The sequence below is a fragment of the Rhodococcus daqingensis genome, assembly GCF_042665615.1.
In the GTDB taxonomy this organism is placed as follows: domain Bacteria; phylum Actinomycetota; class Actinomycetes; order Mycobacteriales; family Mycobacteriaceae; genus Rhodococcus_G; species Rhodococcus_G daqingensis.
Map to the genome: position 1 here is coordinate 245661 of NZ_JBHTCS010000011.1, position 12238 is coordinate 257898.

Here is a 12238-nt window from a genome sequence, read left to right on the forward strand (position 1 = left end):
ATCGGCCAGGTGGGCGTCAGGCCAGCGCCCAGGCGACGAGCGCGATGGCGGGGATCGAGGCCAGGGTGGTGACCAGGGCGGTGTCCCGGGCGAGCACCGTGCCGCGCTGGTAGCGGCTCGCGTACACGAACACGTTCTGTGCGGTCGGCAGCGCCGAGACCACGACGACGGCGAACAGGGCGTGGCCGTCGAGACCGAGCAGGAAGCGGGCCATCAGGTACGCCAGCACCGGCTGGACCAGGATCTTGAGCACCGAGGCGAGCGCGATCTCGCGGCGCGGGCTGACGCCGCGCTGCAGCACCCGGACCCCGTACAGCGACAAGCCGAAGGCCAGCAGCGCCCCCGGGACCGAGGCGCCGCCGATGATCCGGAACGGCTGGATCAGCGACTCCGGCAGCGTCCAGCCGGCGATGGCGACCACGAGCCCGGCGATCCCGGCGACCACGATGGGGTTGAGGAACGGCGTGACGAGGGTGTCCCGGATCGAGGTGTCCTTGCGGGTGGTCGCCAGGTCGAGGGCGGTCAGCGCGATCGGGGAGTAGACGACGATCTGGAACAACAGCAGCGGCGCCACGAAGGACGCGTCGCCGAGCACGAACACCGAGATCGGGATGCCCAGGTTCGCCGAGTTCACGTAGGAGGCGGCCAGCGCCCCGATCGTGGATTCGGGCAGGGGCCTGCGCAGCCAGCCGAGGGCGATCGCCAGGTACACACCGCCGACCGCGAAGGCGGTCGCCGCGGCCACCGCCAGGGTGGGGGAGAAGACCGTCGCCAGGTCGGCGGTGGCGAGGGTGTCGAAGAGCAGCGCGGGAGTGGCGACGAAGAACACCAACCGGCCGAGCACGAACTCGCCGTGCTCGCCGAGCACGCGCGTCCGGCCCAGGATGTAGCCGATGGCGATGACGACGAAGATGACCGTGAAGCCCGCGAACACACCTGACACCCCGCGGACCTCCTCGTAGAACCCCGGAGAGTCTAGTCGCTAGCGAGGCAAAGGACTCCGGTGCGCCTCGCGGGACCGGCCCGAGCGCGCATCATGGATCCACCCGTCGAGAGGAGTGCAACCATGCGAGTTTCCCGTGCCGTGCGTCGCGGAGCCGTGGCGGTCGTGATCCTGGCCGGCCTGGCGGCCTGCTCCTCGGACAAAGGCGGCGGCACCGCGGTGCCCGAGCCGTCGGCCGCCCAGCCGCCCCCGGCCGCGACGTCGGAGGTGACGCCGTCCGTCCAGGAGCCGGGCCCGCTTCCTGCCGCGCCGTACACCGTGACGTCCGGGCGGCTGACCGGCGACACCGGGCGCGCCCGCTACGACGTCACGGTCCCGCGGATCGAGGGCGGGAATCCGGCTGTCGCCGCCGAGTTCAACGAATCTGTCGAGGCGGCGCTTCAGGACCAGGTCCACTTCCCCGGCGACCAGCGGTTCACCCTGGAGGGCAGGGAGGCGTTCGCCCGGGTCGGGGGACGGGTGGTCAGCGGTCTGCTGGTGACGTCGTGGAATGCCGACCCGCCCGGGGCGCATCCCACCCCGCTGGTCGCCACGGTGGTCGTGGGCACCGATGATGCCCAGCCGATCACACTGTCGGCGCTGTTCCCCGACCTGCGGGCCGGGCTGAACCGGCTCTCCGAGGAGTCCGCGCGGTTGCTGCCCGCCACCGCGGCCGGACCGGAATTCGAGCGCGAGGGGATCGAGCCGACCGAGCTCAACTTCGCGAACTGGCTGCCGACGCCCGCCGGCATGGAGATCCATTTCTCGGACTACCAGGTGGGCCCGCACGCGATCGGACTCGTGGTGATCACGGTGCCGTGGGACCGGCTGGCCGATGTCATCGCGCCGGAGCTGCTCGAGGTGGTCCGCAGCTGACCGGCGCCCGGGAACGCAGAAGGCCGCGCAGTCCTTGCGGACTGCGCGGCCTCGAACTTCTGCGCTGACTACCGGCTGGTGCTGGTGAACGGCAGCAGGGCCATCTCGCGGGCGTTCTTCACCGCGACGGCCACCTGACGCTGCTGCTGCGGGGTCAGGCCCGTGACGCGACGGCTGCGGATCTTGCCGCGGTCGGAGATGAACGTGCGGAGCAGGTTCACGTCCTTGTAGTCGACGTGCGTGATCTTCGCCGCGAAGAGCGGGTTCTTCTTGGGCTTGCGGCCCGCGTCGGCGCCGCGCGGCTTCTTGGACGGGGCTCTCTTGACTGCCATTGCTTCCCTTACGGCTCGAATTACCAGCTGGACTTGCGGACGCCTGGCAGTTCCCCACGATGAGCCATCTCGCGCACACGCACACGAGACAGGCCGAACTTCCGTAGGTGACCTCGCGGACGTCCGTCCGCAGCGTCACGATTTCGCAATCGTACCGGACTCGCATCGCGCGGCAGACGCTGCAGGGCGGCGCGGGCGATCGCGCGCTCCTCGTCGGTGCTCGACGCTCGCCGGATGATCTCCTTCAGGTCCGCCCGGCGCTCGGCGAACCGGGCGACTACGAGCTTGCGTTGCTGGTCCTTGGCGATCTTGGACTTCTTGGCCATGCCTAGCGCTCTTCCCTGAAATCGACGTGCTTGCGGACCACCGGGTCGTACTTGCGGAGCACCATCCGGTCCGGGTCGTTGCGGCGGTTCTTGCGGGTCACGTAGGTGTGCCCGGTGCCCGCGGTGGACTTGAGCTTCACGATCGGACGGATCTCGTTGCGTGCCATCAGACCTTTCCTCCCCGGGCGCGGATCCGGGCCACGACGGCCTCGATGCCGTCCCGGTCGATGGTCTTGATGCCCTTCGCGGAGACGGTCAGCGTGATGCGGCGCCCCTCGCCCGCCAGGTAGTAGGTCTTCTTCTGGATGTTCGGGTCCCACCGGCGGTTGGTCCGCGTGTGGGAGTGGGACACGGACTTACCGAAACCCGGTTTGCGTCCGGTCACCTGGCAGTGCGCCGACATGGTGTTCCTCCTGAGCCCTCTCACATAGAGATGACAATCATTTTCGACAACAGCGTGAGTTCACTGTAGCGTTGCTGCTGGCTAATGACAATCGTTATCGAAAGAGGTGTTGAGGTGAGTGATCGGCGGACGCCGCTCGTTCTGGTGTCGGGGTGGTCGGACGCCGTCGACGCCACCACGCGTGCCCTGCTGGGCGACGGGACCGTGCTGGTGCACCACGACCTCGGGCACCTGCGGGAGGGTGTGCTCCGCCGCACGGTCACCGGGACCGACGGCATCGCCCGGACCCACATCCTCGAACTCGCACACGGCTGCGTCTCCTGCACGCTCCGCGAGGACCTGCTGCCGCTGCTGCGCCGCCTGCACGCCCGCAGCTCGGTCCGGCGGATCGTGCTGCACCTGGACCTGGCGCTCGAACCCGAGGCGCTGTGCTGGGCGATCGAGCACGTCGCGGTTGCGGGCGTGGTCGGGCAGATTGACGGCCCGGCCTCGCGCGACGTGCGGGTCGAGGCCGTCGTCACCTGCGTCGACGCTGCCACCTGGCTCGACGACGCGACCGGCGACGACGGGCTGGAGGATCGGGGATTGACCGCGGGCGGCGACGACGAGCGCACCGTCGCGCAGCTGGTCGTCGGGCAGGTGGACTACGCGGACGCCCTCGTCGTCTCCGGCCGCGCGGCGGACGGCTGGGCGCAGGCGAAGCTGCACGCCGTACTGGCCCGGCTCGCGCCGTCGGCACCGATCGACTGGGTGGCCGAGGGCGGCGTGGTCGAGGCCGAGCGGCTGTTGGCGCGGATTCCCGCGGGTGCCAGGCGAGGTGAGATCGGCGACGCGCACTCGGCCCTGCTGCGCGGGCAGCCGCCGCTCACCGAGGACTGTGGTGTCGCGATCATCGAGTTCACCGCGAATCGTCCCTTCCACCCGGAGCGCCTGCACGAGGCCGTCGACGTGCTGCTCGACGGCGTCGTCACCGCGCGCGGCCGGCTGTGGCTGGCCACCCAGCCCGAGCACGTGTGCTGGCTCGAATCCGCCGGCGGCGGGCTGCGGGTCGCGTCCGCCGGTCGCTGGCTCGTGGCGATGACCCCGCAGGAGCAGGAGACGGTGCCGACCGCGCGCCGCGCCCTGGCCGCGCTGCGCTGGGACGAGCGGTTCGGCGACCGCGACACCTCGCTGGTGGTGCTCGTGCACGCCGCGGATCCGGAGGGCATCGACCGGGCCCTGCGGTGGGCCCTGGTCACCGACGAGGAGCTGGGGCGCGAGCCCGACTGGGCGGGCTGGCCGGACCCGTTCGGGCAGTGGCACCACGACCCCTGCGAGGACGCGGGCACCGAGGGCGGGCCCGGACAGCAGGCAATCGACTCGCTACCCGGCGAGACCAACAGAGAGGATCGCGCATGAAGAACGGCATCCACCCCGACTACCACCCGGTGGTATTCCAGGACGCGGGAACCGGGACGAAGTTCCTGACCAGGTCGACCATCGTCAGCGACCGCAGCATCGACTGGGAGGACGGCAACCGCTATCCGCTGGTGGTGGTCGACGTGACGAACGAGTCGCACCCGTTCTGGACTGGCGCGGCGCGGCTCATGGACACCGCGGGCCGCGTGGAGAAGTTCGAGCGCCGGTACGGCAAGCGCCGGGCCTGACAACCACACCCCACACAAGAGAAGGAGCGAACAGGAAATGGCAGTACCGAAACGACGCATGTCGCGCTCGAACACCCGCAGCCGCCGAGCCCAGTGGAAGGCCACCGCACCGGACCTGGTCGAGGTGACCGTCGGCGGGCTGACCCACCGGGTGCCGCGGCGACTGGTCCGCGCGGTGCGGCTCGGGCTGTACGAACCCGGCGCGCGCTGACCCGATGGCCGTCGGCCGGTCCCTGGCTGGCTGACGGCTGACGGCCCGCCGCCCGTTGCATCCTGACGGCCCGCCGTCGTGGCACCCTGGACCGGTGCTGATCGAGGTGCTGGAGTTGGTCGGCGTCGTGGCGTTCGCCGCCTCCGGCGCGCTCGTCGGGGTCAGCAAGCGGCTCGACATCTTCGGGGTCTGCCTGCTCGGGGTGTTCACCGCCATCGGCGGCGGTGTGATCCGCGACGTGCTCCTCGACATCCACCCGCCGACCTCCCTGAACACCTGGCCCAACTTCACCACCGCGCTGGTCACCTCGCTGGTGGTTTTCTTCCTGCACTCCGCGGTGTCCCGGTTGCGCCGCGAGATCCTGGTCCTCGACGCCGTCGGGATGGGCCTGTTCGCGAGCAGCGGGGCGGCCATCGCCCTCACGGCAGGGGCCAGCGGCCAGGCAGCCTGCCTGATCGGCGCGACCACCGCGATCGGCGGCGGCGTCCTGCGCGACGTGCTGGTCAACGAGCTGCCGCTGCTCCTACACCGCGACCTGTACGCGGTGCCGGCCCTCATCGGGTCCACAGTCGTGGTGGCGTGCTCGGGGTTCGGTCTCGCGTCGAACGTCGGGCTGGTGGTGGGCACGGTGTCGGCCTCGACGATCCGGCTGCTCGCCCTGTGGCGGCACTGGAACCTGCCTGGCCCCCGGATATCCGAGAGCTGAGAGGTCGGGATTGACCGCCGCCGCTCAGACCCCTCTCAGCGAGATCTCAGTTCATGGGGTCAAACTGTGACCATGCGCATTCTGGTGGTCGACGACGACCGTGCCGTGCGGGAATCCCTCCGCCGCTCCCTCACCTTCAACAGCTACACCGTCGACCTCGCCGTCGACGGTGTCGATGCGCTCGAGAAGGTCGCGGCGGCGCGTCCCGACGCGTTGGTGCTGGACGTGATGATGCCGCGGCTCGACGGGCTGGAGGTGTGCCGCCGGCTGCGCAGCACGGGCGACGACCTGCCGATCCTCGTGCTGACCGCGCGGGACTCGGTGTCCGAGCGCGTCGCGGGTCTCGATGCCGGGGCCGATGACTACCTGCCCAAGCCGTTCGCCCTCGAGGAACTGCTCGCCCGCCTGCGCGCGCTGCTGCGCCGCGCCGCGCCCGACCTGGGCGCCGAATCGGAGGCGATGACGTTCGAGGACCTCACCCTCGACCCGGTCACCCGCGAGGTCACCAGGGCAGGCCGCTCGATCAGCCTCACCCGCACCGAGTTCTCATTGCTCGAGATGTTGATGGCCAATCCGCGCCGGGTGCTCACCCGCAGCCGCATCCTCGAGGAGGTCTGGGGCTACGACTTCCCGACCTCGGGCAACGCACTGGAGGTGTATGTGGGCTATCTGCGGCGAAAGACCGAGGCGGAGGGCGAATCCCGCCTGATCCATACCGTTCGCGGTGTCGGCTACGTGCTCCGGGAGACGCCTCCGTGATGGTTGCCGGCTTCGGTAGGAACGGCGCGGCGGCGGGCGGCGGCGCAGCCGGGGAGCAGGCGCCGATGCCCGAGATGCGGCCGCCGATGCCGCTGACCAGGTCGGTGTCGCTGCGCTGGCGCGTCACCCTGCTCGCGGCCTCCGTCGTGGCAATCGCGGTGGCGGTCATGGCGATTGCCGCATATGCGGTGGTCTCGCGCGCGCTCTACGCCGAGGTCGACTCGCAGCTGCGGACCCGCTCGGCCACCCTGATCGACAACAACCTCGACGCGATGGACTTCCGGTACATCTCGCTGGCCACCTTCTACTCCAACGACATCAGCGTCGCGCTGATCTTCCCGGACCAGAACGTGTACATGCCCCCGGGATCGAACGCGCCGATCGGCGACGCCGAGATGTCGGTGGCCAGGGGCGAACACGACTCCGCCCTGCGCACCATCGACGGCCAGCGCGTGCTCACCCAGAAGACCAATCTCGGCAGCACGCTGGTGATCGCACAGCGTCTCGCGACGACCGGGGAGGTGCTCGACCGGCTCGCCTGGGTCCTGTTCATCGTCGGCGGATGTGGCGTCGGACTGGCCGCCCTGGCCGGCATGGCGGTGGGGCGCACCGGGTTACGGCCGATCGCGCGGCTCACCGCGGCCACCGAGCGGGTCGCGAGAACCGACGATCTCACCCCGATCCCCGTCACCGGAAACGATGAGCTGGCCCGGCTGACTGTGTCCTTCAACACGATGCTGCGGGCGCTCGCCGAGTCGCGGGACCGGCAGAGCCGGCTCGTCGCGGACGCGGGCCACGAGCTCCGCACCCCGCTGACCTCGCTCCGCACCAACATGGAGCTGCTCATCGCCTCGGGCCGCCCTGGGGCGCCGCACATTCCGGACGAGGACATGGCGGAACTGCGGTCCGACGTGATCGCGCAGATCGAGGAGCTCTCGACCCTGGTCGGAGATCTCGTCGACCTCGCGCGCGAGGACGCCCCCGAGACCGTGCACGAGAGGATCGACCTCAGCGAGACGGTGGAACGCTCCCTCGAACGGGTCCGTCGGCGCCGCAACGAGGTGGACTTCGAGGCCCAGACGGTCCCGTGGTTCGTCTATGGCGACGGCGCCGGCCTCGCGCGGGCGGTGCTGAACGTGCTCGACAACGCGGCCAAGTGGAGCCCGCCCGGGCAGGCGGTGCGGGTCCGGATGCAACAGCTCGACGGCGGCCACCTCGCGTTGACCGTCTCCGACGCGGGCCCGGGCATCCCCGAGGAGGACAGGCAGCTGGTGTTCGAGCGGTTCCATCGGTCCACCGCCGCCCGCTCGATGCCGGGATCCGGGCTGGGCCTGGCCATCGTCCGGCAGGTCGTGGTCAAGCACGGCGGGACGGTCGAGGCCGGCCGGTCCGAGCGCGGCGGAGCCCTGATCACGATCGTGCTGCCCGGCGAGGCCGAGTTCGTGCCGGAAGGACGGCCCGACGGGAGGGTCTCGGCAAACTGACAGCCTGATCTCAGCACCCTCTCAGACCGCTCGGGCACAGTCGTGAGCAACAAGATCGAATGCAGCGCGCCGAGTGCGCGCAGGGGAGAACGGATACCAGCCAGCGATGACTGACGACCACAGCAACCGGCCGAACCAGCCGCAACCGAGCCAGGACCCGACCCAGGCACAGCCCACTCACCAGTCGGCTGCCCCGACCGTCGGAATGCCGCAGTCCGGCCACGAGCAGGCGGCGGACGCGACAGCGGCGTACCCGCAGTACCAGCAGTCGTACCAGCAGCAGGGGTACGCACAGGCGCCCTACGGCGCGTACCGGCCGGCCGAGCAGTACCCGACCGTGAGTGGCCCCGCCCCCGCACCCGGCGCCGTCCCCGCCGCGGACACGGTCGCCGGTGCGGGCGCACCCACGGCCACCAAGCCCAAGTCCTCGCGTGTCGCTCTCGCCACGGGCGCGATCGCCCTGGCCCTGGTCAGCGGCGGCATCGGTGGGATCGCCGGCGCCTGGGCCTCGGGCGAGGGCGCCGGTCCCGTGACGAACTCGCTGAACGCTCCGAAGGCCAACGCCAAGCAGGCCGCGAACGCGCCCGCCGGCTCGGTGCAGGCGGTGGCGCAGAAGGTGCTCCCGAGCGTGGTGCAGATCCAGGTCGCGGGCAGCCGAGCCGAGGGTGAGGGTTCCGGCGTCATCCTGTCCTCGGACGGGCTGATCCTGACCAACAACCACGTCGCGGCCGGCGCGGGCCCGGACGGCAAGATCATGGTCGCGTTCTCCGACGGATCCACCGCAGCCGCCAAGCTGGTCGGCACGGATCCGATGTCGGACCTCGCGGTGATCAAGGTCGAGGGCAAGAACGACCTGACCCCGATCGAGCTGGGCAGCTCCGCCGATCTCCAGGTCGGTCAGGGCGTCGTGGCGATCGGGTCGCCGCTCGGCCTGGCCGGGACCGTGACGAGCGGCATCATCTCCTCGCTGAACCGGCCGGTGTCCACCAGCGGTGAAGCGGCCAACCAGAGCACGGTCATCGACGCCATCCAGACCGACGCCGCGATCAACCCCGGCAACTCGGGTGGTGCGCTGGTCGACATGGAGGGCAGGCTGATCGGCATCAACACGGCGATCGCCACGCTCGGCGGCGCGCAGGCGGGCGGCCAGCAGGGCGGCTCGATCGGTCTCGGATTCGCGATCCCGGTCGATCAGGCCCGGCGCATCGCCGACGAGCTGAGCAAGACCGGCAAGGCCTCGCAGGCGATCATCGGGGTCACGGTGCCTTCCAATGACGATTCGCACGGGGCGGGCGTCAAGGACGTTTCGCCGGGTGGGCCCGCAGCGCAGGCCGGGATCCCCGGCGGCGCGGTCATCACCCGGGTCGACGATCGGGTCATCGACAGCGGTGACGCGCTGATCGCCGCGATCCGCTCGCACGCGCCGGGGGACAAGGTGAAGATCACCTACACCGACGCCAAGGGGCTCGGCGAAAAGACCGTCGAGGTCACCCTCGGCACCGCGCCGACGCAGGGCGGTCGCTGATGTACCCGACGAACGACCGCGCCGACCGGCGCGGCCGTTCGTCCGCCGCGATCCGTCGGATTCACGGGCGGTCGGGTTCGGGCGTGGGGCCGGGCACTACCGTAGGAGTCATGGACATCGAAGCCACACTTGCCGGCCGAGCCCTCGTCGTGATCGTCGACGACCGCGCCGCCCACGGTGCCGAGGTCGACGCGGTCGGTCCCCTCGTCACGGAGCTGCTCGGAGAGGCGGGATTCTTCGTCGATGCGACCGTCGCGGTGTCCGCGGACGAGGTGGAGATCCGCAACGCCCTCAACACCGCCGTGATCGGCGGAGTGGACCTGGTCATCTCCGTCGGCGGAACGGGGGTCTCGCCCCGCGACGTCACCCCGGACGCCACCGCCGCGGTGCTCGACCGCGAGATCCCGGGGATCAGCGAGGCGCTTCGCTCGTCCGGGCTGGCGGCCGGGGCGCTCGACGCAGGGTTGTCCCGGGGCCTGGTCGGGGTCTCCGGCAGTACCCTGGTGGTGAACCTGGCATCGTCCCGCGCGGCCATCCGCGACGGCATGGCCACGCTCACCCCGCTCGCCGGTCACGTGATCGGGGAGCTCTCCGGGATAGAGGACTAGTCATCACCGACCGCGCCGAGAACACCCCCAGCCGGGACCCGATCGATCGGGCCCGGCTGGCGCGCGTTTTCGGCGATGTCCTGCCCGAGACCACCCGGGACGAGCGTCCGGACGGGTCGGCCGGCGAGGCCTCGTCGGCCGACGAATGGCTGCTGCGACAGGTTCCCCCGCACCACGGCTGATCCCGTTTGTCCGATTGTGAAATTCGGCCTGGGAAGCCGAGACATTGACGGTGGTGAAACGTCGGGTGAACACCTGCCCCCGCGGAAATTATCGACGCCCCGTCGCGTGTCACGGCGAATTGCGAAACGCAACCTTGACGAAGTGATGCGGCTCACCCAATTCCCCAGTGCTCCATACATTGTCATGCTGGTCAGGCGTGGTTACTCTCCTCCGCGAGTCAGTACAGGAACAGGGTCGGCGGAGCTCAGAAATGCGCGTCTGCCGGGAGATTTTCCCCGAGTTCGGGGGAAATATCTCCGGCGAATCTCAGCCCGCATTGATCACCTCGAGTTCACCTCGCGGTCACCATTGTTGGTAATACTTCGCCGGGCCGTATGGACCACTCATCAGCCTCGGCGGTCGAGGTTGAGAAGTAGCAGAACCTTATGAGGGGAACGAATGAGCGAGAACCGCAAGTCCGGCCTGCGCCGTGGCGCCCGTATCGCCGGCGCCGGTGCCGCTGCGGCGGTGGCGATCGGCCTGATGTCGACCGGTGCGGCGCATGCCGACACCTTCGTGCCGCTGCCCGACGGGCAGAAGGCCGGGCCGGGAGCGGTCGTCTCCCGCACCGGTGAGAGCGCCCTGATCTCCCCGTCGCTGGCCGCCAATGGCGCCGGCCGCACCGCGTGGGTGTCGGGCACCGTCACCGCCGACGTCAAGGGCATCACCAAGGAAGGCGAGGTGGGACCGTTCAACGGTGCCACCAACGACAAGGGCACCAACAACTCGTCCACGCACGGGGTCTCGCGGATCAGCACCGGTTACATCGTGGGCTGCCAGGTCGACATCACCGGTCTGGGCGGCTCCATCGGTGCCGGCCTAGACCTCTCGGGCCCCTCGATCTCCGGCTCGCTGACCGTTCCGGTCTCGGCCGGCCAGGTCAAGTTCGTGAACGTCGCGGGCAAGGACATCAAGAAGAACGGCAAGTACTCGGTGCAGTACCAGGACACCCAGCTCGAGATCCAGAACTGCGGCGGCTTCGCCCAGGCCCGCTCGTACACGGTGGTCGAGATCGTCGGCGACAACTACTCGAAGACCACCCTGTACGGCCAGCCGTTCAGCATCGGCTGACCTGATCTTCTTCGCCCACACACTTTCTCGCATTCGCGAACCCAGACCCTCAGAGGGGAACAATGAACGCCAGCAAGAACGGCCTGCGCCGCGGGCTGCAGACCGCCGCCGTCGGTGCCACCGCCGCCATCGCCATCGGTTTCTTCTCCGCCGGTGCGGCGAACGCCGACACCTTCGTCCCGCTGCCCGACGGTTCGATCACCGAGACCCTCGTCGACGGCACCGTCGTCAAGGTCACCCGGACCGGTGAGTCGGCGAACATCTCGCCGTCGATGGGCTCGACCCCGCTGCACCGCAACGTGTGGGTCTCCGGCTCGACCAAGGTCGAGATCTCCGGCGCCAACGCCGACGGCGGCAAGATCGAGCCCGGCTACGTGGTGGCCTGCCAGCTCACCCTCGGCGGCAAGGGTGGCGCCGACACCGGAATGTCCTCCAACTGGGAGGGCGAGGGCGTCAAGCAGACCGCCAAGAGCGCGGGCAACCTGTCCATCGCGCCGGGCCAGGCGAAGAACGTCAAGCTGCTCGACCTGGAGAAGGCCGATGACTTCGGCGGCGAGTCGCACACCGGCGCCAACAGCTTCAAGGGCAAGAGCGGCAGCGTCACCTGGGCCGACTCGACCATCGGTGTCGAGGGCTGCGCCGGCTACGCGCAGGCTCGCTCGTACGTGAAGGTCACCGCCAACACCAAGAACGTGAGCAGCACCATCACCCTGTGGGGACAGCCCTTCAGCCTCGGCTGATTCTCGACCCCCCAGCGTCGAGTGACGCGAATCACAACATGGTCAAGGCCCAATCACGAACGGGCAGAGGACGAATCACGAGCGTGTGATCGACCGGCAGAAGCCGGGGACGAAACGGACATTTCCGTCGTTCCCGGCTTTTTGCTGTTACCTGGGTCACCGGCACAGTTAATGGTGTGTAAAAGTGAGGTTTCGGGTCTATTCGTACGTTGTTCAACCATTTAGCTTTGCGGGGCAACCGCGCTCACCGCCTCCTTCGGCGAGGAGTGAGCGCAAGACCTGTGAGGGGATTCAATGAGCGAGATCCGTAAGCGCGGCGCCCGTATGGCTGGTGTCGGTGCTGCCGC

General features: G+C 69.6%; 16 protein-coding genes. 11 read left to right on the forward strand and 5 right to left on the reverse strand.

What is annotated here, in order from left to right:
* Positions 1-16: 16 nt before the first annotated feature.
* Positions 17-943, reverse strand: a complete 927-nt coding sequence (locus ACFQS9_RS10185) for an AEC family transporter (RefSeq protein ID WP_378404116.1) — start codon at positions 941-943, stop codon at positions 17-19.
* A gap of 123 nt (positions 944-1066) precedes the next feature.
* Between ACFQS9_RS10185 and ACFQS9_RS10190 the strand changes: the two genes are divergently transcribed.
* Positions 1067-1858, forward strand: coding sequence for an RsiV family protein (locus tag ACFQS9_RS10190; protein ID WP_378404118.1), 792 nt, complete (start codon positions 1067-1069; stop codon positions 1856-1858).
* A 68-nt stretch (positions 1859-1926) separates the two neighbouring features.
* Here ACFQS9_RS10190 and rpsR read toward each other — a convergent pair whose 3' ends face one another.
* Genes rpsR through rpmB form a run of 4 tightly spaced genes read right to left on the reverse strand, consistent with a single transcriptional unit; the run spans position 1927 to position 2919 of the window.
* On the reverse strand, positions 1927-2190 hold the full coding sequence (gene rpsR / locus ACFQS9_RS10195) for a 30S ribosomal protein S18 (RefSeq protein WP_027500792.1): 264 nt from the start codon (positions 2188-2190) through the stop codon (positions 1927-1929).
* Between the two features lie 20 nt (positions 2191-2210).
* Positions 2211-2516 (reverse strand): 30S ribosomal protein S14, encoded by a 306-nt coding sequence (gene rpsN / locus ACFQS9_RS10200; protein WP_378404120.1) that lies wholly within the window; start codon positions 2514-2516, stop codon positions 2211-2213.
* 2 nt (positions 2517-2518) lie between these two features.
* Positions 2519-2683 carry a 50S ribosomal protein L33 gene (gene rpmG, locus ACFQS9_RS10205; RefSeq protein WP_378404122.1) on the reverse strand — a complete coding sequence of 55 codons (165 nt, stop codon included), beginning with the start codon at positions 2681-2683 and terminating at the stop codon, positions 2519-2521.
* Positions 2683-2919: a 50S ribosomal protein L28 gene (gene rpmB / locus ACFQS9_RS10210; protein WP_027500789.1), complete on the reverse strand. Its 237-nt coding sequence runs from the start codon at positions 2917-2919 to the stop codon at positions 2683-2685. Before rpmB ends, rpmG begins: the two co-directional genes overlap by 1 nt.
* Positions 2920-3003: 84 nt before the next feature.
* Between rpmB and mrf the strand changes: the two genes are divergently transcribed.
* The 10 genes from mrf to ACFQS9_RS10260 all read left to right on the forward strand — a co-directional run bounded on the left by mrf (position 3004) and on the right by ACFQS9_RS10260 (position 11891).
* Positions 3004-4317: a ribosome hibernation factor-recruiting GTPase MRF gene (gene mrf / locus ACFQS9_RS10215; protein ID WP_378404125.1), complete on the forward strand. Its 1314-nt coding sequence runs from the start codon at positions 3004-3006 to the stop codon at positions 4315-4317.
* Entirely contained in the window at positions 4314-4565 is a 252-nt protein-coding gene (locus tag ACFQS9_RS10220; RefSeq protein ID WP_378404127.1) for a type B 50S ribosomal protein L31, read from the forward strand. The genes mrf and ACFQS9_RS10220 overlap by 4 nt, the downstream gene beginning before the upstream one ends.
* Positions 4566-4602: 37 nt before the next feature.
* Positions 4603-4776: a 50S ribosomal protein L32 gene (rpmF, locus tag ACFQS9_RS10225; RefSeq protein WP_378404129.1), complete on the forward strand. Its 174-nt coding sequence runs from the start codon at positions 4603-4605 to the stop codon at positions 4774-4776.
* Positions 4777-4870: 94 nt separating this feature from the next.
* Positions 4871-5482, forward strand: coding sequence for a trimeric intracellular cation channel family protein (locus tag ACFQS9_RS10230; protein ID WP_378404131.1), 612 nt, complete (start codon positions 4871-4873; stop codon positions 5480-5482).
* A 72-nt stretch (positions 5483-5554) separates the two neighbouring features.
* Positions 5555-6241 (forward strand): response regulator transcription factor, encoded by a 687-nt coding sequence (locus ACFQS9_RS10235; RefSeq protein WP_378404133.1) that lies wholly within the window; start codon positions 5555-5557, stop codon positions 6239-6241.
* Entirely contained in the window at positions 6241-7725 is a 1485-nt protein-coding gene (locus ACFQS9_RS10240; RefSeq protein WP_378404178.1) for a HAMP domain-containing sensor histidine kinase, read from the forward strand. Before ACFQS9_RS10235 ends, ACFQS9_RS10240 begins: the two co-directional genes overlap by 1 nt.
* Positions 7726-7831: 106 nt before the next feature.
* On the forward strand, positions 7832-9250 hold the full coding sequence (locus ACFQS9_RS10245) for a S1C family serine protease (RefSeq protein ID WP_378404136.1): 1419 nt from the start codon (positions 7832-7834) through the stop codon (positions 9248-9250).
* Positions 9251-9360: 110 nt separating this feature from the next.
* Positions 9361-9858, forward strand: a complete 498-nt coding sequence (locus ACFQS9_RS10250) for a MogA/MoaB family molybdenum cofactor biosynthesis protein (RefSeq protein ID WP_378404138.1) — start codon at positions 9361-9363, stop codon at positions 9856-9858.
* A gap of 621 nt (positions 9859-10479) precedes the next feature.
* The gene (locus ACFQS9_RS10255) at positions 10480-11151 is read left to right on the forward strand and encodes an MspA family porin (protein WP_378404140.1); all 672 of its coding nucleotides are present in this window, start codon (positions 10480-10482) and stop codon (positions 11149-11151) included.
* Between the two features lie 62 nt (positions 11152-11213).
* Complete coding sequence (locus tag ACFQS9_RS10260; RefSeq protein ID WP_378404142.1) at positions 11214-11891, forward strand: MspA family porin; 678 nt, start codon at positions 11214-11216, stop codon at positions 11889-11891.
* Positions 11892-12238: the final 347 nt, after the last annotated feature.

Coding starts and splice junctions, on each gene's coding strand:
- ACFQS9_RS10190 (WP_378404118.1), top strand. CDS start 1,067: ATGCGAGTTTCCCGTGCCGTGCGTCGCGGAGCCGTGGCGGTCGTGATC.
- rpsR (WP_027500792.1), bottom strand. CDS start 2,190: ATGGCAGTCAAGAGAGCCCCGTCCAAGAAGCCGCGCGGCGCCGACGCG.
- rpsN (WP_378404120.1), bottom strand. CDS start 2,516: ATGGCCAAGAAGTCCAAGATCGCCAAGGACCAGCAACGCAAGCTCGTA.
- rpmG (WP_378404122.1), bottom strand. CDS start 2,683: ATGGCACGCAACGAGATCCGTCCGATCGTGAAGCTCAAGTCCACCGCG.
- rpmB (WP_027500789.1), bottom strand. CDS start 2,919: ATGTCGGCGCACTGCCAGGTGACCGGACGCAAACCGGGTTTCGGTAAG.
- mrf (WP_378404125.1), top strand. CDS start 3,004: ATGACAATCGTTATCGAAAGAGGTGTTGAGGTGAGTGATCGGCGGACG.
- ACFQS9_RS10220 (WP_378404127.1), top strand. CDS start 4,314: ATGAAGAACGGCATCCACCCCGACTACCACCCGGTGGTATTCCAGGAC.
- rpmF (WP_378404129.1), top strand. CDS start 4,603: ATGGCAGTACCGAAACGACGCATGTCGCGCTCGAACACCCGCAGCCGC.
- ACFQS9_RS10235 (WP_378404133.1), top strand. CDS start 5,555: ATGCGCATTCTGGTGGTCGACGACGACCGTGCCGTGCGGGAATCCCTC.
- ACFQS9_RS10240 (WP_378404178.1), top strand. CDS start 6,241: ATGGTTGCCGGCTTCGGTAGGAACGGCGCGGCGGCGGGCGGCGGCGCA.
- ACFQS9_RS10245 (WP_378404136.1), top strand. CDS start 7,832: ATGACTGACGACCACAGCAACCGGCCGAACCAGCCGCAACCGAGCCAG.
- ACFQS9_RS10250 (WP_378404138.1), top strand. CDS start 9,361: ATGGACATCGAAGCCACACTTGCCGGCCGAGCCCTCGTCGTGATCGTC.
- ACFQS9_RS10255 (WP_378404140.1), top strand. CDS start 10,480: ATGAGCGAGAACCGCAAGTCCGGCCTGCGCCGTGGCGCCCGTATCGCC.
- ACFQS9_RS10260 (WP_378404142.1), top strand. CDS start 11,214: ATGAACGCCAGCAAGAACGGCCTGCGCCGCGGGCTGCAGACCGCCGCC.